We start from the raw sequence: 20,013 nt of genomic DNA, 5'->3' as shown, positions 1-20,013 counted from the left end.
GTTATGAGCCCGACGAGCTACCAGCTGCTCCACCCCGCGATATTATTGGTGCCGAAGACCGGAATCGAACCGGTACGATGTGTTAGCATCGCAGGATTTTAAGTCCTGTGCGTCTGCCAGTTCCGCCACTTCGGCATATATTAAGTTTAAATGGTAGCGGGAACAAGATTCGAACTTGCGACCCTTCGGGTATGAACCGAATGCTCTAGCCAGCTGAGCTATCCCGCCATGTGGTTGCGGGGGCAGGACTTGAACCTACGACCTTCGGGTTATGAGCCCGACGAGCTACCAGCTGCTCCACCCCGCGATATTATTGGTGCCGAAGACCGGAATCGAACCGGTACGGTGTGTTAGCACCGCAGGATTTTAAGTCCTGTGCGTCTGCCAGTTCCGCCACTTCGGCATGTCATCGTGTTTCCCAACGACAAGATTTATTATACATAAGCACAAGCATACTGTCAACATATTTTTTAAAGTTTTTTATAAAATTTATTATAAATATTAATAAACCCTCATGAAATCTAAGGTTTAGTTAAAAAAAATCATAAAAAAACTCCATAATCTCATATGATTTTTTAGAAAAAACTAAAAAACATAAAAAAATTAAGCTTAAAAATAATTAAAACAAAGAAATGTTTTTATTATAATCTATATTTTATTATTGAAATTCTATTTTAAATAAGTATTAAATTCTACAAAGATAAAATATAAAAGCTAAATTTAAAATCCCTTAGATATGCTCCAAGGGATTTTAAGAAATATTATATTGATTTTCTTTTTCTTTGTTTTACATCTTGATGTTTTTTTACATCTTGAAGTCTTTCTTCACTATCCTTTAAAAACTTTGACATTATATCTTCAAAGTTTTGTTTTGGCTTAGCTTTCTTTTCATTATTCCAATCAAAATCTGCAGGTTTAACAGATTTCTTCTTTGGTGGCATAGCTTGCTTTATTGATAAGCTTATTTTGCCTTTATCATCAACTGATATTACTTTCACTTTAACTTTGTCATCTTCTTTAAGATGCTCTCTTATATCTTTAACATAAGTATCTGCTACTTCAGATATATGAACTAAACCTGTCTTTCCTTCCACTTCAACAAACGCACCAAAGTTTGTGATGTTAATTATTCTACCCTCTAATATGTTTCCTGCCATTAAGGTCATGTTTAAAAGTTTCCTCCTTAAATTTATAAATAAAATATATGTTATTTTTAATAATAACCTTATTTATTCTGATTGTTCTTTGCTTCAGAATTATTTTGCTTGTCTTGAGGTGAATCTGAGTTAGTAATAACCTTCTCGCCATCCTTAATCATACCTAATCTTTCTCTAGCCATTCTCTCTATGTATTCGTCTGTTGAAGATTGGTTTACCTCATCTTGTAACTTCTTATTTTTATCTTGAAGCTCATTAAGCTGAGTTTGCTTGGCTTCTATGTCTTTGTGTATTTTGTTCATTGTAAGTTCTTGTCTAACATAAGAAATAACCAATATAGCAATCAATATAATTATTACCATATTTTTTAAATTCATTCTTTTTTTCACTCTTATACCCCCATACTTGCAACGGTACGATATAAGTCTATTGTAAACACTATTATAGCTTAATTCAAGCAATTTTTACCTTATGAATTAACTTTTTAATTTGTGAATGTATTTTTAAATGCATATCTTATATTTTTGAATATTATTCTCAGATTCTTTAATAGTATAGCTAGAATTTTATGTTGTATTCTTCTAAAATATTTAGATAATGTTTTTAAATAAATAACTAAAGTTATTCCCATAAACACATATACATACACACCTATAAGGGCATAATTATATTTTAGTAAAAATACAAATACAATTAAACTACACCATATCCAAAATAATATATCTTCAATTGTTATTAATATTTTATTTTTGCAAACACCTCTAAATTCTCTATAAATATCAAACAAAAATCCAATTATTATTCCAGATAATATTGCAAAAATAACAATTTTAAATTGAATATTTATATCTAAAAGCATATCTCCCACCTATTTAAATATTTTAGAAAGTAAATTTATATTTCTTTTACGCTTATTTTTTTTATTTAAATAATCAATATTACTTATAAATCCTCCTATTATAACCTCCCCATTTTGAACATCTAATTTATTCATCTTTAACTCAGATCCCTTTATTAATAATGGACCTAAATCTGTTTTTAAACTTATTTTTTCTTCATCAAAGTTTATAACTTCATTTACACCTGTAATAGATAAAATTTTTCTATTTTCTAAAGATAAACTGCTAGCACCTTGTATGGTTTTATTTTCACTTTTTTTATCAGTCATAAGAAAGCCTCCTATGTAAAAAAATATTTTCCCTAACTTATGATTATTCATCTTTACACAAAAAAATGACTAATATAATCTTTTAAATTATATTAGTCATTTTTAATAATAAAGTTTTAAGTGAAACATATTATTCTTTATCTTCTTCGCCTTCTAATATTTCATACATCTCTTTAGCGTTTTCTTTTCTAACATGCTCAGCAATATTTATAACTCTTGCTTTTAAAGTTCTGTTTCCAAATAATATTTCTATTATATCTCCTTCTTTTATATCATTTGAAGGTTTTGCAACTTTTCCATTTATTATTACTCTTCCACTTTCACAAGCTTCCTTAGCAACTGTTCTTCTTTTAATTATTCTAGAAACCTTTAAATATTTATCTAATCTCATAGGATATCCTCCTTAATCTTAAAGAAACTTCATTAATAGATAAAAAAGCCCGAGAAATAACTCGGGCTTTTTTAAAGTTAAATTAACCAAACTTAAAATATCTAAAATTAAGCGTTAACTCTTTCTTTTAACTCTTTACCTGGCTTGAATACAGGAGCTATTGAAGCAGGTATTTTTATAACTTCTTTAGTTCTTGGGTTTCTTCCTTCTCTTTCAGCTCTTACTCTAGTTTCGAAAGTTCCGAATCCAACTAATTGAACTTTGTCACCATTTTCTAAAGTTTCGCTAACGCTTTCTATGAATGCTTTTAAAGCTAATTCAGCATCTTTTTTAGTTAAGTTGCTTTTTTCAGCCATGCTTGTTATTAATTCTGCTTTATTCACTTTTACATCCTCCTTAAAATTCCAGTTAGTTTACTGCAATAATTGTTTACCAGTTATCCAAATGAACTAGTATCAACTTATATTATCATAATATATATTTCTTTCTTTGTATAGTCAATACTTTCAATTTTTGCCCTAAAAATACTGATATTTTTGCATTTTTTTTAAAATTTATGCTTTTTTTCATTTTAACAAGCCATAAATTAGTAAAAACACTTATTTTTCACTTGTTTTAGCCTCTTCCCATAGTTTATCCATATCTTCTAAAGTCATATCTTTTAAATTCTTATTGTTTTTTATTGCTTCATTTTCAATATAAGAGAATCTCTTTATAAACTTTTTAATTGTTTTATCTAAAGCTAATTCTCCATCAACTTCTAGGAATCTTGCTACATTTATGCAAGCAAAAAGTAAGTCACCTACTTCACCTTCTATTATTGACTTATCTTCACAATTATAAACCTCTTTTATTTCATTTAATTCTTCTTTTACTTTATCCATAGCACAATTTACATCATCCCAGTCAAAACCTACCTTTTTAGCTTTCTTTTGAACCTTATAAGCTCTTGTTGTAGCTGGAAGAGATTTAGCTATGTTTTGCATTTCTTCTGTTAAAGTTTTAATACCTTTTTCTTCTTTCTTAATTTCATCCCAATTTACTAAAACTTGCTCTGAAGTATTTGCTTCTTCATTTCCAAAGACATGAGGATGTCTATTTATCATTTTATTTGATATTGCACCTATTACATCCATAATATCAAAATATCCATCTTCCTTGCCTATAGAAGCGTGGAATACAACTTGAAGTAAAACATCACCAAGCTCTTCTATTAAAGCATCCTCATCCTCATTTTCAATAGCATCAATTACTTCATAGCATTCTTCTAAAAGAGCACTCTTTAAACTCTCATGAGTTTGCTCTCTATCCCAAGGACATCCACCTGGGTTTCTTAAAGTTTCTATAATATCTAATAAATCTTGAAAATCTTTTTTATTTCCTAAATCCTTAGGTATATATATTGAAGTTAAATAATCTATATCTTCTTGCCAATCTAATTCATATAAAGGTATTTTTCTTATACTCTCTAAGCCTTCAACTCCAGCCGCTCTTACAAATATTATTTCAGTATCATCTTCATATCCTTCTAAAAGTCTTAACTTAACCTCTGAAGCTATGAAATTATTATAAACTTGAGTTATTATAGTTCCAACACGCTTATCTAATATTTGATTTTTCATGTCAAAGGCATCAATTATTTTTACACCCTCTATTGGATCTACTTGCAGCGCTTCCATCATAGCATCTACAAAGCTAACTGCTGGCAAAACTTCATACTGAATATTATTTTCTTTACATAATTCAATTAAATTAATTACTGATTTTTCTGCCACTAAAGGATGACCTGGCACTGCATATATTAAATCCTCATCATCCTTAATTTTAGTTATTAAATCCTCTGCAATATATTTATATACATCATCAAAGCTATCATATTTTTCATATGCATGATCATATGATTTAAACTTAATTCCTTCATCTTTTAAGAAATCCACTGTAGGATGTTTTTCTGTTCTAAAATATATATTTTTATTGTTTTTTAATTCTTTTAAAGCACCTATTGTTAATGCTTCATAGGCACCTGGCCCTAGACCCATTATCTTAAGCATTCCATATTCTCCTTCGCAACTTATAAAAATTAATTTCTTAGTCGTCCCTTTATTTCTTCTACGCTAAAAATTTTAAGTACAAACAATGATATCATATATATAATAATACCCACAAATACAGCTATTAAGCAAGATATACTGTTACTTCCACTATATTTTAAAGCTTGTGTATATAAATATAAAACTGTACCAATCATTAAAATTGATGCGAAGATAGGCTTTATTATTACATCTTTTATATTAGGAGCGTATTTAAATCTCTTAGCCATATATATTAAATTTAATATTAATACCACAGAATAAGATATTATTGTTGCTATTACAGCACCATAAATATTTAAATATCTTATAGGTATTAAATTCATAGTTAATAATACTTTTAATATACACCCTATAAAAAGATGAAAAACAGGTCTATAATAATATCCCATTCCTTGTAATATGGATGTTGTTATCTGTGTACCAACTAAAAATGGAACACTGATTGATAAATATTTTAATATCATAAATCCATCAGCTTTTCCTGGAAACAAAAGATTCATTATAGGTTCTGCCATAAAAAATAAACCTAAAAAACATGGAATAGAAACTATCATACATAATTTCATTGTAGTATCTATTTTTTGTTTAACTTGTACTTTATCTTTAAGAATATATAATTCAGAAATTATAGGTATTATTGAGGCAGCTAATGCAGTGGCTAAGGTCATAGGAATATTAGTAAACACAGTAGCTTTCCCTGTAAGCTGAGCATATAAAACTGTAGCCTCTTGCCCAGTAAACCCAGCTTGTAAAAGCTTTTGAGGAACTAAGACAGAATCTATAACTCCCATAACACTTCCTACAGCAGCACCTATAGATATAGGAAGAGCTATATTTATTATTTCCATAAATATTTTATGACTACCTTTTATCTTGCCTAGTTTAAAACTATTTTTTATCTTTCTATATTTAGGAATTAAATATAATGCTGCTACAAAGGCTCCAGCTACTGCACCAAAGGATGCTCCCCCTGCAGAGTATTCAATTCCTTTATCTATTAATATATAAGCTAATCCAACACCAACTATAACTCTACCTATTTGCTCTAGTATTTGAGATATAGCAGTTGGAGTCATATTCTGAAATCCTTGAAAAAAACCTCTAATAGGGGTTATTATTCCTATTAATGTAGGAGCTAAACAAATTCCTAGTATAGAGTAATAGGCCTTATCATCCCATTTTAAAAATGGTAAAAGAAATTTACCACCTACAGCTAAAAAGATGCTTGTCCCTATTCCTAGTAAAACCATTACCTTTAAAGCTTCTTTTATTACCTGAAAACTTTCCTCATACTTTCCTAGAGCATTTTTTTCAGATACTAATTTAGATACTGCTATAGGTATTCCTGCTGCAATGGCAACAAAAAGCATATATAAAGGATAGGTCATTTGATAATATCCTAAGCCTTCATCTCCTATTAACATTATTAATGGCCATCTAAAAAATAAACCAAGAAACTTGGCTAAAATACCAGCACAAGCAAGTACAAGACTACCTTTTATAAGGGATTGTTTCTTCATAAAATACCTCCAAATTTAAATTAACCAAATTATATTAAAATACTATAAAAAGTGCGTGGATTTAATATTACTTAATTTAAGTAAGGATTTACTTTCTCTAAATTAAGTCTCATTTTATATTATTTTAAATTCAGAGGTATTATTACTATTTAAAATACAAATATTTAATTATGATAGCTTTATTGTTCCATTTGTTTGCCTAAGAATGCAGCTGCTGTTTCTGCTAGTTTTTGTTCAACCTCTCCTAAAGCTTTACCTTCTTTAGAAAGTATAACTACAGAGCCTATAGCATCACCCTCAGCTAATATAGGTGCTATAACCTGCCCACTATATTTACTTTCATCATCGTCACCATGGATTGGTATTAAGTTTTTATTAGTAGCACTTAATACTACTGATTTTCTCTTATCCATTATATCTTCTAACTCATCACTTATTTTTCTTTCTAAAAACTCTTTTTTAGAAGTTCCACTTACAGATATAAATGCATCATTATCTGATATCAGAATTATGTGTCCTGTAGATTGTTGTAGAGCTTCAGCATATTCCTTTGAAAAATCTGTTAGTTCCCCTATTGGTGAGTATTTTTTTAATATTACTCCACCATCTCTATCAGTAAAGATTTCTAAAGGATCCCCTTCTCTTATTCTTAAAGTTCTTCTTATTTCCTTAGGTATTACAACTCTACCTAAATCATCAATACGTCTTACTATTCCAGTAGCTTTCATTTATATGTACCTCCCTGTATAAATACTAATCACTAATCTTTGTCTACACTAATAGTATTTAATTTATTTGAAATTTTATGCATATTGATTATATTTATGTCATCTTTAAATTTAATAGCCAATTTAAGAAAATATCTCTTAAAAACTATAAAAAAAAGACTTATGGAATAACTTCCATAAGTCTTAATAAAAACTATTTGCTTATTTTTAAACCTTCTTGTAATTTATCATCATAAACTTTAACATTTAAATCTTTTTTCCATTGATCCATATCAGCTTTAAATTTCTCTGAATCTTTTTGTTGTTTTAAAATTTGTATTATTTGTGATTTAACCTCGTCAAATGGTAACTGTGCTCCTTTTTCATAAGTAGCTCCAGCTTGAATTATATGATATCCAAATTGAGTTTTTATAGGCTTAGATATTTCTCCTTCTTTTAATGGTTTTAATCCATCTACAAACTCTTGAACTAATCCTGAGTTTTCTGCAGGTACTACTCCTAAGTTTTCTGCTATAGGTTTCTTATTCTCCGATTTATCATTTCCATATTTTGTAAACAAATCATTGAATGTTGTTTTTCCTGATTGAATTTCATCATAAGCTTTTTGAGCTTCTTCTTCATTTTCAAATAATAAGTGTTTTGTAAGAACTCCAGAATCCTTAGCTACAAACTGTTGTTTATTCTCATCATAGTATTTTTGTGCATCCTCATCAGTTACCTTTACATCTTTAATAATATAATCTTGAACGGCTTGATTTATAACTTGATTTTTTATTACATCTTTGAATGTATCTTCTGTATATCCTTCAGCCTCTAAAGCTTTATCAAAGTTATCTCCCATTCCTTTTTTGATATTCTCAAATTTCTCATCTACTTTTTTCTTAATCTCTTCTTCTGATGGTTTTATTCCTAATTTATCAGCTTCGATTCCTAAAACCTTGTCAGTTACTAAGCCCTGTACTACACTTTGTCTTTGTTGTAATATTTGTTGTGCAACTTGAGGGTCATCCATATATTTATCACCATATTGGCTTTTCATTTGAGCAAAGACTCCTTTTAAATGTGAATCAACCTCTCCTAAAGTTATTTTCTCTCCGTTAACTGTAGCTACAGTCGTCTTATCAATAGCGGCTTGAGTTTTTTCTACCATATTACACCCAACAGCACTAAACATTAAAACTCCCACTAGTGCAGATGCGACTATTTTTTTTACACTTACCATTCTAATACCTCGCCTTTCTCCTATTAAAATTTACATAATATTCTAGTCAAATTCTATTTTAGTATATCAATGTTACAGTAATATTTCAATTTATAAATTATTAATTATTTAAAGCTATTAACTTATCTAACATCTCTTTAAAAGTAAATAAAACATCTTCTTTTTTCTTGTCCTTCACTCTATATAAAATTGTTGGTTTATCTCCAAATTCAATTAATATATCATCTTTATATTCTTCTAAAAGTACTTTAAATATTCTCTTATCTGTTCTTTCTCTACCTTCAAATATAAATATTATATCTTCATTCTTTTCTTTTATTTCTTCAATATTTAAAAGTTTAGCTTTGCTTTTTATATAAGCTATGTCCATAAGATTATAAACTGTATTTGGTATATTAGAAAATCTATCTTCTAATTCCTCTCTAACATATTCATAATCCTCTTCATTTTCTATAGCAGCAATTTTCTTATATACTTCAATCTTTTGAATTTCATCTTTTATATAACTTGAAGGAATAAATGCATCCACTTTTAAATCTACAGTTGTCTCTACTGGCTCTCTTTCTATTTCACCCTTAACAATTTTTATAGTGTCTTCTAACATTCTACAGTATAAATCATATCCTATAGCCGCCATATGCCCATGCTGAGCTGATCCCATCATATTTCCGGCTCCTCTTATTTCAAGGTCTCTCATGGCTATTTTAAATCCTGATCCAAGCTCTGTAAAATCTTTTAAGGCTTTAAGTCTCTTCTCTGCTACCTCAGTTAATACCTTATCTCTTTGATATAGGAAATATGCATAAGCAACCTTGTTACTTCTACCAACTCTTCCTCTTAATTGATAAAGCTGAGAAAGTCCCATTTTATCTGCATCATTTACTATCATTGTATTTACATTTGAAATATCAATTCCTGTTTCTATTATGGAAGTACATACTAAAACATCGTACTTTCTTTCCATAAAGTCTATCATTTCAGTTTCTAACTGTCTCTCTGTCATTTGTCCATGAATAACAGTTGCCTTACACTCTGGAACAAGCTCTTGTATATAATTAGCTACCTCTTGAATACTTTCAACTCTATTATGAACAAAATAAACTTGACCATCTCTATTAATTTCTCTTAAAATTGCATCTCTAATAAGTTGATCATTTTGTTCTACAACATAGGTTTGAATAGGATATCTATTCTCTGGTGGTGTCTCTATTACAGAAATATCTCTTACCCCTGTAAGTGACATATGAAGAGTTCTAGGTATTGGCGTTGCACTTAAAGTAAGAACATCAACATTCTTCTTAAAACTCTTAATCTTTTCTTTTTGAGCTACCCCAAATCTTTGCTCTTCATCCACAATAAGAAGACCTAAATCCTTAAACTGAATATCTTTAGAAACAAGTCTATGAGTACCTATTAATATATCAACATTTCCTTCTTTTAAAGCTTTTAAAGTTTCTGTTTGTTGCTTCTTAGTCCTAAATCTACTTATCATATCAATAGTTATAGGGAATCCTGCAAATCTTTTTTTCATATTCTTATAATGTTGCTCTGCTAATATTGTTGTAGGAACCAAAAATGCTACTTGTTTTCCTTCCATTACGGCCTTAAATGCGGCTCTAATAGCAACCTCAGTTTTTCCATAACCAACATCACCACAAAGCAATCTATCCATAACTTTGTTTGCTTCCATATCACTCTTTATATCTTCAATAGCTGATAATTGGTCTGGTGTTTCTTCATATGGAAATTCATCTTCAAATTGCTTTTGCCATTGAGTATCCTTTGAGAATTTATATCCCTTTACAGTAGATCTCTCAGCATATAATTTTACTAAGTCACCAGCTATGTCATTTATGGACTTTCTTACCTTAGCCTTAGCTTTTTGCCACTCATTTCCTCCTAATTTACTTATCTTAGGAGAGGCACTATCTGATCCAATATATTTTTGAACTAAGTCTAATTGTTCAACTGGTACATATAACTTATCACCTTTTGAATATTCAATATCCAAATAGTCTCTTTTATGTCCTTGAACTTCTATTTGTTTTATACCTTTATAGACACCTATACCACTATTTACATGAACTACATAATCTCCAGGCTTTAACTCAGCAAAACTCTTAATTTTAGATACACCTTTTGATTTTTTTCTCTTAGTTTTTTTAGCTCTTTTACCCTCACCAAAAACACTTTTATCTGATATTAAACAAAGTTTTATATCAGGGTACTCAAATCCTTTATTCTGCTCTCCAAAAGTTATTACAACTTCTCCATTATTTATTTCATCAACATCATCTTTATATACACTCTCTATCTCTAACTCTCTTAAAGTGTTTACTAATCTTTCTCCTCTTGGTCTTGTTCCTGAAAGTATTAAAGTTCTAAATCCATTTTTCTTATTCTCTTTTATATCATCTATAAGCATATCAAGCTGACCTTGATATCCACTTTTAGTACTTTGTTTCACTTCAACTTTGTTGAAAGCTTCTATAAATCCACCATCTCCAAAAGGAGCTAAATTTATTACTTTATTCCCCTTAAATGATTCTTCTACCACTTCAGCACTTAAGCTTAAATTAATTTGAGAAGGTAATATGCTTCCTCTTTCTAGAAAAGCTTCATAGTTTTCAGTAAACTCAAATACAGTACTTTCTAACTTTCCCTTACATCTTTTAGCATCATCAATTATAAAGGTATAATTATTTAAATAATCGAATAATGTTGCTGGTTTATCAAAGAAAAATGGGAGATAACTATCTATAGTTTCAAAACTCCAATTTTCTTGTAGTGATTCTATGTTTCTTTCTATTAATTTTCTAAGTCTCTCTTTTACTTCCTTATCAGAAACTTTGTTTTCAAACTCAGAAAGCTCTTTTCTCATCTTTTCTATAGCATGTTCTATAGTTTCTTTACTTAATATAACTTCCTTAGCAGGGAATATTTCTGCCCTCTTTACCTTTTCTATACTTCTTTGTGATTCTACATTAAAGGTTCTAATAGAATCAACTTCATCTCCAAATAACTCTATTCTAAAAGGATTAGCTGAATTAGGAGGAAATACATCTAATATTCCTCCTCTTAATGAAAATTCACCTTTTCCTTCAACTGTTTCTAATCTTTCATAACCTGATTCAATAAGTTTATGAGAAATCTCCTTAAAATCGACTTCATCTCCAACTTTAATCTTTAATATATGACTTTTATAAAGCTCCTTAGGTGTATAAGTTGCTGCAAAAGCATCTATAGACGTAACTATAATTTTTTTAGTGCTTCTTAGCATTTCCTTTATAACCTTTAACCTTGCCCATCTTAAATCTCCAGAAATAGCATCTATATTGTAAAACACAATCTCTCTTGAAGGTAAATAATACACATTAGGTAAGTAAAAAGATAAATCCTCATATATATTTCTAGCTTCAATATCATTATGTGTAACAACAACTATAGGCTTATCTGATTCCTCATATATACCATTTATAAAATATGATTTCCCCGAATCAGATAAACCATTTATCATTACTGGATAATTTCCGCTTTCCATAAAAGATTTAACCTTTTGAAAAGCCTCACTATTTAATAAGGGAGCCATTAACCCCTGTAACCTCAATCTAAACACCACCATTCTAAAATAAATAAACTATTCTATATTAACTCCATTAAATTTATTCATTGATTCCTTAGCATCATTTTTTACAATTTCAACTATTGCATCACTTACTACTGGAATAACCTTTTCTATATGTTCCCTATCTTCCTTTGAGAATTTTCCTAAGACGTGATTTACTAAGTTATCCTTAGGTTGTCCTACACCAACTTTAACCCTTGGGAATTTATCTCCACCAAGATTTTGTATTATGCTCTTGATTCCATTATGTCCACCAGCACTACCTTTTTCTCTTATTCTTAGTCTTCCTATATCTAAACTTATATCATCATAAACTACTATTATCTCATCATCTTCTAACTTATAAAAGTTAGCAAGTTCTCTTATACTTTCTCCACTTAAATTCATATATGTTAAAGGTTTTAATAAAATAACCTTTTTATTCTCTATAAATCCTTCGCCGCAAATACCTTTAAATTTTTCCCTATTTACATCAATATTATACTTATTTGCCATATAATCAATTACATCAAATCCAATATTATGTCTAGTTTGTTCATATTGTTTTCCCGGATTTCCTAATCCAACTATTAAAATCATATTAACCTCCATGTTGATTAAATTCTTATTTTTTAATTAAATCATTCTTTAATTATACTTTTAATATTAATATAAAACAACAAAAAACCCCTCACTAAATTATGTGAAGGGTTATATTCTTTTAATCACTTTAAAGTTACAGAAATATCTTTTATGGTATCTCCTCTTATAACTTTAAGTTTAATTATGTCGCCTACAGAATGTTTTTTCAATAAGTCAGCTAAGCTTTCTATATTCTTAACCTTCTCATTATCAGCTTCAACTATTATATCTGTTGGTTTTATTCCAGCATTAAATGCATTGCTACCTTTATCAACATCTTCTACATAAATTCCATAAACATTACTCTTTTCATCTGCAACAGTAGACCCTGTAACACCTAAGGTTACACTGGCAGTAACACCGCCATCTCTTATTATGGAATCTGCTATTCTTAAAGCATCATTTATTTCTAGTGCATAATATACTCCTGGCTTAGAAAATTTATTAGTAAAATACAAACTATTTATACCAATAACTATTCCATTATAGTCACATAATATACCACTATTATTATCTGAATTTATTAAAGAATTAGTTTCTATAAGATCAAAAACCTTAGAATCAGAATGCCCCTCTTCTCCTATACTTGTTTTCTTTATAGGCGCACTAACTATTCCATTAGATACAAAACCTAAGGGTTCCTCACTTGTTGTGTTTCCTAATGTTGCAACTTTTTCACCTATTTCTAGAACCTCTAATTCTGATGTTGAAATACTCTTTAATCCATTAGCCCCTATTTTTAATACTGCAATGTCAGTATCCTTATCAAATCCAACAATTCTAGCCTCAAAAGGACTTATATCATTACTTGATATTTTTACATAAACTTTTGAAAAATCCTTTATTGCACTATAACTAGTTATTATGTACCCATCTGTTCTTATGATAGATCCAGTAACATTTTTACCATTATCTTTTCCTATAGCTAAGTTATTACTATCATCACCGATTGTAACTAAACTACACCCTGATTTATTCACTAAATTAGTTATATCATATCTTCCATCTTTTATTTCATTTAAAAGATTTGCTTTTTGTTCTTTCATGGTTAAATCTTTTGTATAGTGTTTAAAGGCAATAAAACTTACTAAAACAACTAGAATAACAAAACTAACTAACTTTAATAAGCTCTTTATCCAAAACCTTTTTTTATCCTTTTTAATTACTATATTGTCATAGTTTTTTTCATTTACTCCATGGAGATCCTTCCCCTTTTTAGAGTTCTTAAAAAAATTCCCCATAAAGACCCCCTATGCAATACTTATTTAACTTTAGTTAAAGTAAAATTAAATCTAACACCTTTTATTTCACCATTTTTATCTTTGACATTTTCAGCCCAAATATCTTCTTCTAGTTGCAGTATTATATTTCTCACAATAGATAATCCTAACCCTGTACTAGTTTTATTACTTCTTGCCTTGTCAACTTTATAGAATCTATCCCAAATATGAGTTAAATCATATTCATCTATTCCTTTACTAGTGTTAAATATGCTAACAACAATCTTACTTCCCTTTGTCTTAGTTGATATCTTTACCTCACCATTTTCATCACAGTATTTTATGGCATTATCAACTAAGTTAGTAACAACTTGTATTAATCTGTCATTGTCTCCATAAACATATAATTTTTCGCTCTCTAATAGAACTTCAATTTTTATATTTTTACTTGCAGCCTTTTGATTCATCTTTAATACAGTTGTCTCTATAATTCTATTTAATTCTAACTCACTTATATTAAACTCTAGTTTTCCAGCTTGCATAGCAGATAAATCTAGTAAGTCATTTATAAGTCTAGTTAATCTACTTATCTCATCATTTACTATAACAAGATAATATTCTTCCTTATCTTTAGGAATAACTCCATCTAATATGGCAGTTATAAAGCCCTTAATTGATGTCATTGGTGATCTTAACTCATGAGATACATTAGATATAAATTCCCTTCTATTTAGCTCTGCTTCCTCAATAGAAGTTGCCATTATATTAAATGATTCAGCTAACTCACCAACCTCATCATCATAAGAAACATTAACTCTATTTCCAATTTCTCCATTAGCAATCTTTTTAGCAGCATTATTTATAACTTTTAAAGGTTTTATTATTATCTTTTTTGAAATAAAATATATTGCCAATCCTGAAAAAATTATAGCTATAGCTACACACATCCATACTATTTGATTAATTCTAACAAGAGAATCTGATAAAGCACTTAAAGGAGTAACTATTGAAACAGCTCCTGTAAATACCCCCTTATAGAAGATAGGTTTAGAATATATAAATTCATTCTTTTTCTTCTCCTCTATAGGAATATTTTCCTTTAATGTTTTCATATCATTATCATCTATTTTTGTGCGTTTTAAATAATCATATTTTTCATTAGAAACTGAATATATGTAACCATAACTATCAATTAAATAAATATCTGCTTTTAATGAATCTCCTATAAATGATATAGATTTATCTAATTCACCTAAAGTAGTTTCACTATTCATAAATGAATTTACAACTTGTTCTATAACTTCTGCTTCTCCAGATAAAGTTTTTAATCTTTCTTGATAATATTCTTCTCTAAACAAGCTAGAAAGTATTATACCTACAATAAAGAAAGTAATGCATATTGTTACGCTTAGTGTTAAGATTAACTTTGGAACTAAGCCACGACATCTCATTATTTCACCTCAAATTTATACCCAACACCCCAAACAGTTTCAAGTTGCCAGTCTTCTCCACCGTTTAATTTTTCTCTTAATCTCTTTATGTGAACATCAACAGTTCTTGAATCACCTGGGTAATCATAGCCCCAAACTTCACATAATAATTGATCTCTTGTGAAAACTTTATTCTTGTTACTTGCAAGATAGTGTAAAAGTTCAAATTCTTTAGGAGGAGTTTTAACTTCTTCTCCATTGTATATAACTTTATATGAGTTAGCATCTATAGTTAAACCTGGGAAGTTTAATACTACATTATCAGGCTCTTCTCCTGAATATCTTCTCATAACAGCTTTTACTCTAGCTAATAATTCTTTTGGTTCAAAAGGTTTAACTACATAGTCATCTGCACCAATTTCTAAAGCTAATACCTTATCAAAAGTCTCTCCTTTAGCAGTTAACATTATTACTGGAACGTTACTATCTTTTCTTATCCACTTTAATACTTCCATTCCGTCAATTCCAGGTAGCATCATATCTAACACAACTAGGTTAGGGCTAAAGTTAACAAATTCTTCTTTAGCAGCTTTTCCATCATGTGCTACTTTAACGTTATATCCTGTAGTTTCTAGATACATTTTTATGACTTCACATATATTCTCATCGTCGTCTACAATTAAAATCTTTCCTAATAAACCTTCCATAAAATTCACCTCTTAAAATCCTTTCTGTAACTATTCTACATTTGTCCTTATTTTGTGCAATTTTATACTTTAAAAACATGAAATATTTTTCATTTAACATATTATTAATGTATATAAATAAAGTGTAAAACATTTATTGATTTTTATCAATTTATAATTAACAAAATTATTTTATTTTTACATTTTAATCAAATTTAAACGTTTTTGTTTAAAAAAAAGTTTCAATTTTTAGTGATTTTATAAAAAAAAGAGCGACATATGCGCTCTTTTTTTTAGTCTTGGAATAATCCACTTAATGGTTCATCATCATAAATTCTATTTATTGCATCTGCCATAATAGGTGCAACGGATAATGATTTAAACTTATTTAAACCTTCTCCCTCTGGAAGAGCTATAGTATTTAACATAACTAACTCTTCAATAGCACTGTTATTTATTCTTTCGAATGCAGGACCTGATAATACTCCATGAGTACAACAAGCATATACATTTTTTGCTCCTAAATCTTTAAGAGCATTAGCTGCATTAGTTATTGTTCCTGCAGTGTCTATCATATCGTCTATTAAGATACAAACTTTGTCCTTAACATCGCCTATTATGTTCATTATTTCAGATACATTTGCTTTTGGTCTTCTTTTATCAATTATAGCTATTGGAGCATTAAGTTTATCTGCAAACTTTCTCGCTCTAGTTACTGAACCTAAATCTGGTGAAACAACAACTACATCATCTCTATCAGCTAACCCTTTATCAACAAAATATTTTGCTAAAATTGGTGAGCCTAATAAGTGATCTACTGGTATATCAAAATAACCTTGAATTTGTGATGCATGTAAATCCATAGTAAGAACTCTATCTGCACCAGCTGCTGTTAATAGGTCAGCTACTAACTTAGCTGTTATTGGATCTCTTGATTTAGCTTTTCTGTCTTGTCTAGCATATCCATAGTAAGGTATAACTGCATTTATTCTTCCTGCTGATGCTCTTTTAAAGGCATCTATCATTATTAATAACTCCATTAAGTTATTATTTACAGGACTACAAGTTGATTGAACTATAAATACATCGCAACCTCTAACAGTTTCTTTTATATTTACTGATATTTCTCCATCACTGAAAGTACCAACTTCAGCTTTACCTAGAGGAATGTTTAGCGCCTCTGCAATCTCTCTAGCTAATTCTGGATGAGAATTACCTGTAAATATTTTTATGTTTTTTGAATGATTTTCCATTTAGTGAAGACCTCCTTAAAATTAAACCTAGCCTTTGGCATTTGTATATTTAATGCTTATTTAAGCTTTTTTCTTTCAACCCAGCCCTCTATGTTCTTTTGTTTAGCTCTTGCTATTGCTAAACTTCCTTCTGGAACCTCTTTAGTTATTGTTGATCCTGCAGCTATATAAGTATTATCTTTTACTTCTACAGGTGAAACTAAATTAGTATTACATCCTATAAATGAATCATCACCTATGATTGTTTTATGTTTTTTCTTTCCATCATAGTTAACTACAACTGTACCGCATCCAAAGTTACATCTTTCTCCAACTTCAGCGTCTCCAATATAAGTTAAGTGTGATACCTTTGTATTATTTCCAATTGTTGATTTTTTAATTTCAACAAAATCACCAATTCTAACATGTTCTCCAATATTACTTTCTGGTCTAACATAAGCAAATGGTCCTACAGTTGTTTCATCGCCTATTTTACTATCTAAAATAACTGAACTTTGAATTTCAACACCATTTCCTATTGTACTATTATTAATTCTTGAATTAGGATATAAAACACAATCTTCTCCAATTACTGTTTTTCCTTCTATAACATTGCCTGGATAGATTATAGTGTCCTTACCAATAACTACTTCTGGTTCTATATATGTGTTTAGAGGATCTATTATAGTAACTCCATTATCTAAATGAGTTCTATTTATTCTATTTCTCATTATGCTTTCAACTTTAGCAAGCTCAGCTCTTGAATTAACCCCTAAAGTTTCTTCAAAATCTGTGATCATTGCTCCAACCTTCTTGCTCTCTTTCTTTAATATTTCTATAACATCTGTTAAGTAATATTCTCCTTGAGCATTATCATTTGAAAGTTGTTCTAAAGAAGTTAATAAACTTTCTATATCAAAACAATACATTCCTGCATTTATTTCTTGTATTTTTATTTCTTGTTCATTACAATCTTTATGTTCTACAATTTTCTCAACTGATTCACCATTTCTAACTATTCTTCCATAGCCAGTTGGATTTTCTATCACTGATGTTAACAGTGTAGCTGAATTCTTTTCATTGATATGTGTATCAACTAAATTCTTAACAGTTTCAGGCTTTATTAAAGGAGCATCTCCTGTGAATATAGCTACTACTCCTGTCTTTCCTTCTAAAAAGTCTTTTGCACATTTAACAGCATGTCCAGTTCCTAACTGCTCTGCTTGTAAAGAATAACTAACATTTCTTGATGTAGTTCTTTCTTTAACTAATTCAGCACCTTTTCCTATTATTACATTAACATCTTCTATCTCTGCATTTCTCATAGCATCAATAACATGATTAACCATTTCTTTTCCACAAGCTTTATGTAGAACTTTTGGTAACTTAGATTTTATTCTAGTTCCTTGACCTGCTGCTAATATTATAGCACATTTATTCATAAAAACACCTCTTTGTGATACTCATTTTATTATATAAGCTATACTATTTAAATTTAATCTCTTCTTTTTTTGAGAAATCTTCAAATTTCTCAGTTTCAATTATATGTTAATAAATTACTTATTTCAATAATAACTTATTAATGCCATTTACATGAAATTTATTATGTTAGACAAAAAAATAAAAGGAAGATATCTTCCTTTTATTAAAATTATTCTTGTACCTCTAAGTTTTTAACCTTTTCATATTCATCAAGAATAGCTTTTTGAATTTGCTCTCTAGTTTCTGTATTTATAGGATGAGCTATATCCTTAAACTCTCCATCTGGTGTCTTTCTGCTAGGCATCGCTATGAAAAGTCCATTTTGTCCTTCTATAACTTTGATATCATGTACTACGAATTGATTTTCAAAAGTTACTGAAACTATAGCTTTCATTTTACCTTCTGCAGATATTTTTCTAATTCTTACATCTGTAATATTCATTATGGTACACCTCCAGTTGTTGTTATTATGTATATTCTATGAAAAATATAGAAATCCTTCTTTTTTTCATATTTTTTGTAAATTATTCTTTAACACAACAACTGTAGAAATTACATAGATGGTACCATTTTCACTCCATCCTCATTTATCTCAACAATATCAATTAAAGATACATAATCTTTTGTTATTTTGTTTGTTGATAATTTATTATCTATTAATACTCCAATTCCCATAAGCTCAGAATCGAATTCTTTTAATAAATCAACTAAACCCTTAGCAGTTCCGCCACCTCTCATAAAATCATCTATAAATATACATTTACTTCCTTGCTTTAATGATTTTCTAGATAAACACATTTGTTGTATCTTACCTGATGTTCCTGAAACATAGTTTATTGAAACTGTAGATCCTTCTGTTACTTTACTATCTCTTCTTGCTGTTATTAATTGTACTCCTAAGCATTTAGCTACTTCATATGCTAATGGAACTCCCTTAGTTTCCACAGTTATTACATAATCTATATCCATGTCTTGAAAATAAGATGCTAATATAATAGAAGCCTTACTTATTATACTTGGATTAAACATTATATCTGTAACATATAAAAAATTACCTGGAACAACTCTATTGCTTTCACTTGCAATCTCACATAATTCTTCTAAAAACTTTCTTTTTTCAACTTCTCCTACTTCTGGAATATATCTTATTCCACCAGCAGCACCAGCTATTGTCTCAACTTTTCCCATAGAAAATTTAGCTAACACTTCTCTAACAATAACTATGTCTTCACTTATAGTTGATTTAGCTGCATTTAAAAGATCTGAAAACTTATTTAACCCTATTATTTTATTAGGATTTTCTATAAGAACTTTTGTTATAATCGATACTCTACTATTTCTACTTAACTTCTCCATATTAATCACCTGACCTATATAAATTTCCAGTATATATTTTCCACTTATAATTCATATTTTATTCTTTATAAAACACATATAT

At 29.0% G+C, this 20,013-nt stretch carries 19 protein-coding genes and 4 tRNA genes; all 23 read right to left on the bottom strand.

Annotated features, from left to right (window positions below; translation table 11 throughout):
* Positions 1–46 precede the first annotated feature (46 nt).
* Positions 47–135, bottom strand: a tRNA-Leu gene (locus QP548_RS12790).
* Between the two features lie 16 nt (positions 136–151).
* Positions 152–228: transfer RNA gene (locus QP548_RS12785), tRNA-Met, on the bottom strand.
* Positions 229–231: 3 nt separating this feature from the next.
* A tRNA-Met gene (locus QP548_RS12780) sits at positions 232–307 on the bottom strand.
* A gap of 7 nt (positions 308–314) precedes the next feature.
* Positions 315–403: transfer RNA gene (locus QP548_RS12775), tRNA-Leu, on the bottom strand.
* A gap of 358 nt (positions 404–761) precedes the next feature.
* Positions 762–1,166, bottom strand: coding sequence for a S1 domain-containing RNA-binding protein (locus QP548_RS12770; protein ID WP_003450336.1), 405 nt, complete (start codon positions 1,164–1,166; stop codon positions 762–764).
* Positions 1,167–1,225: 59 nt separating this feature from the next.
* Positions 1,226–1,546 carry an FtsB family cell division protein gene (locus tag QP548_RS12765; protein WP_034833619.1) on the bottom strand — a complete coding sequence of 107 codons (321 nt, stop codon included), beginning with the start codon at positions 1,544–1,546 and terminating at the stop codon, positions 1,226–1,228.
* Between the two features lie 95 nt (positions 1,547–1,641).
* Positions 1,642–2,016: a spore cortex biosynthesis protein YabQ gene (gene yabQ, locus QP548_RS12760; protein WP_003467923.1), complete on the bottom strand. Its 375-nt coding sequence runs from the start codon at positions 2,014–2,016 to the stop codon at positions 1,642–1,644.
* Between the two features lie 9 nt (positions 2,017–2,025).
* Positions 2,026–2,325, bottom strand: coding sequence for a sporulation protein YabP (gene yabP, locus QP548_RS12755; protein WP_003479288.1), 300 nt, complete (start codon positions 2,323–2,325; stop codon positions 2,026–2,028).
* Between the two features lie 130 nt (positions 2,326–2,455).
* A complete protein-coding gene (locus QP548_RS12750; RefSeq protein ID WP_003450572.1) occupies positions 2,456–2,716 on the bottom strand; it encodes an RNA-binding S4 domain-containing protein in 261 nt (86 codons plus the stop codon).
* A gap of 107 nt (positions 2,717–2,823) precedes the next feature.
* Positions 2,824–3,099 (bottom strand): HU family DNA-binding protein, encoded by a 276-nt coding sequence (locus QP548_RS12745; protein WP_003450698.1) that lies wholly within the window; start codon positions 3,097–3,099, stop codon positions 2,824–2,826.
* A 216-nt stretch (positions 3,100–3,315) separates the two neighbouring features.
* Complete coding sequence (mazG, locus tag QP548_RS12740; protein WP_061429264.1) at positions 3,316–4,767, bottom strand: nucleoside triphosphate pyrophosphohydrolase; 1,452 nt, start codon at positions 4,765–4,767, stop codon at positions 3,316–3,318.
* 29 nt (positions 4,768–4,796) lie between these two features.
* Positions 4,797–6,329 carry a putative polysaccharide biosynthesis protein gene (locus QP548_RS12735; protein ID WP_061429265.1) on the bottom strand — a complete coding sequence of 511 codons (1,533 nt, stop codon included), beginning with the start codon at positions 6,327–6,329 and terminating at the stop codon, positions 4,797–4,799.
* A gap of 179 nt (positions 6,330–6,508) precedes the next feature.
* Positions 6,509–7,057 carry a stage V sporulation protein T gene (spoVT, locus tag QP548_RS12730; protein WP_003450655.1) on the bottom strand — a complete coding sequence of 183 codons (549 nt, stop codon included), beginning with the start codon at positions 7,055–7,057 and terminating at the stop codon, positions 6,509–6,511.
* Positions 7,058–7,250: 193 nt separating this feature from the next.
* Entirely contained in the window at positions 7,251–8,279 is a 1,029-nt protein-coding gene (locus QP548_RS12725) for a peptidylprolyl isomerase (protein WP_075808050.1), read from the bottom strand.
* Positions 8,280–8,379: 100 nt separating this feature from the next.
* Entirely contained in the window at positions 8,380–11,886 is a 3,507-nt protein-coding gene (gene mfd / locus QP548_RS12720; RefSeq protein ID WP_061429266.1) for a transcription-repair coupling factor, read from the bottom strand.
* 30 nt (positions 11,887–11,916) lie between these two features.
* Complete coding sequence (gene pth, locus QP548_RS12715) at positions 11,917–12,483, bottom strand: aminoacyl-tRNA hydrolase (RefSeq protein WP_003450588.1); 567 nt, start codon at positions 12,481–12,483, stop codon at positions 11,917–11,919.
* Between the two features lie 125 nt (positions 12,484–12,608).
* On the bottom strand, positions 12,609–13,766 hold the full coding sequence (locus QP548_RS12710) for a S1C family serine protease (RefSeq protein WP_061429267.1): 1,158 nt from the start codon (positions 13,764–13,766) through the stop codon (positions 12,609–12,611).
* 20 nt (positions 13,767–13,786) lie between these two features.
* On the bottom strand, positions 13,787–15,196 hold the full coding sequence (locus QP548_RS12705; protein WP_061429268.1) for a sensor histidine kinase: 1,410 nt from the start codon (positions 15,194–15,196) through the stop codon (positions 13,787–13,789).
* Positions 15,196–15,882, bottom strand: coding sequence for a response regulator transcription factor (locus tag QP548_RS12700; protein ID WP_003450635.1), 687 nt, complete (start codon positions 15,880–15,882; stop codon positions 15,196–15,198). Before QP548_RS12700 ends, QP548_RS12705 begins: the two co-directional genes overlap by 1 nt.
* Positions 15,883–16,154: 272 nt before the next feature.
* Positions 16,155–17,114, bottom strand: a complete 960-nt coding sequence (locus tag QP548_RS12695; RefSeq protein WP_060795098.1) for a ribose-phosphate diphosphokinase — start codon at positions 17,112–17,114, stop codon at positions 16,155–16,157.
* A gap of 56 nt (positions 17,115–17,170) precedes the next feature.
* Complete coding sequence (gene glmU, locus QP548_RS12690) at positions 17,171–18,535, bottom strand: bifunctional UDP-N-acetylglucosamine diphosphorylase/glucosamine-1-phosphate N-acetyltransferase GlmU (RefSeq protein ID WP_061429269.1); 1,365 nt, start codon at positions 18,533–18,535, stop codon at positions 17,171–17,173.
* A gap of 209 nt (positions 18,536–18,744) precedes the next feature.
* On the bottom strand, positions 18,745–19,017 hold the full coding sequence (spoVG, locus tag QP548_RS12685; RefSeq protein WP_057258181.1) for a septation regulator SpoVG: 273 nt from the start codon (positions 19,015–19,017) through the stop codon (positions 18,745–18,747).
* 110 nt (positions 19,018–19,127) lie between these two features.
* Positions 19,128–19,931 carry a pur operon repressor gene (gene purR / locus QP548_RS12680; protein WP_060795094.1) on the bottom strand — a complete coding sequence of 268 codons (804 nt, stop codon included), beginning with the start codon at positions 19,929–19,931 and terminating at the stop codon, positions 19,128–19,130.
* Positions 19,932–20,013 lie beyond the last annotated feature (82 nt).

Source organism: Clostridium sp. UMB9555A, from assembly GCF_030222355.1.
Taxonomy (GTDB): Bacteria; Bacillota; Clostridia; order Clostridiales; family Clostridiaceae; genus Sarcina; species Sarcina perfringens.
The sequence above is the reverse complement of the archived record's forward strand: the minus strand, read 5'-3'. Positions and strand labels throughout refer to the sequence as shown.

Bases quoted from the DNA above. Each gene is read 5' to 3' on its own strand.
- QP548_RS12770 (WP_003450336.1), bottom strand. From the start codon at position 1,166: ATGACCTTAATGGCAGGAAACATATTAGAGGGTAGAATAATTAACATC.
- yabQ (WP_003467923.1), bottom strand. From the start codon at position 2,016: ATGCTTTTAGATATAAATATTCAATTTAAAATTGTTATTTTTGCAATA.
- yabP (WP_003479288.1), bottom strand. From the start codon at position 2,325: ATGACTGATAAAAAAAGTGAAAATAAAACCATACAAGGTGCTAGCAGT.
- QP548_RS12750 (WP_003450572.1), bottom strand. From the start codon at position 2,716: ATGAGATTAGATAAATATTTAAAGGTTTCTAGAATAATTAAAAGAAGA.
- mazG (WP_061429264.1), bottom strand. From the start codon at position 4,767: ATGCTTAAGATAATGGGTCTAGGGCCAGGTGCCTATGAAGCATTAACA.
- QP548_RS12735 (WP_061429265.1), bottom strand. From the start codon at position 6,329: ATGAAGAAACAATCCCTTATAAAAGGTAGTCTTGTACTTGCTTGTGCT.
- spoVT (WP_003450655.1), bottom strand. From the start codon at position 7,057: ATGAAAGCTACTGGAATAGTAAGACGTATTGATGATTTAGGTAGAGTT.
- QP548_RS12725 (WP_075808050.1), bottom strand. From the start codon at position 8,279: ATGGTAAGTGTAAAAAAAATAGTCGCATCTGCACTAGTGGGAGTTTTA.
- pth (WP_003450588.1), bottom strand. From the start codon at position 12,483: ATGATTTTAATAGTTGGATTAGGAAATCCGGGAAAACAATATGAACAA.
- QP548_RS12710 (WP_061429267.1), bottom strand. From the start codon at position 13,766: ATGGGGAATTTTTTTAAGAACTCTAAAAAGGGGAAGGATCTCCATGGA.
- QP548_RS12705 (WP_061429268.1), bottom strand. From the start codon at position 15,196: ATGAGATGTCGTGGCTTAGTTCCAAAGTTAATCTTAACACTAAGCGTA.
- QP548_RS12700 (WP_003450635.1), bottom strand. From the start codon at position 15,882: ATGGAAGGTTTATTAGGAAAGATTTTAATTGTAGACGACGATGAGAAT.
- QP548_RS12695 (WP_060795098.1), bottom strand. From the start codon at position 17,114: ATGGAAAATCATTCAAAAAACATAAAAATATTTACAGGTAATTCTCAT.
- glmU (WP_061429269.1), bottom strand. From the start codon at position 18,535: ATGAATAAATGTGCTATAATATTAGCAGCAGGTCAAGGAACTAGAATA.
- spoVG (WP_057258181.1), bottom strand. From the start codon at position 19,017: ATGAATATTACAGATGTAAGAATTAGAAAAATATCTGCAGAAGGTAAA.
- purR (WP_060795094.1), bottom strand. From the start codon at position 19,931: ATGGAGAAGTTAAGTAGAAATAGTAGAGTATCGATTATAACAAAAGTT.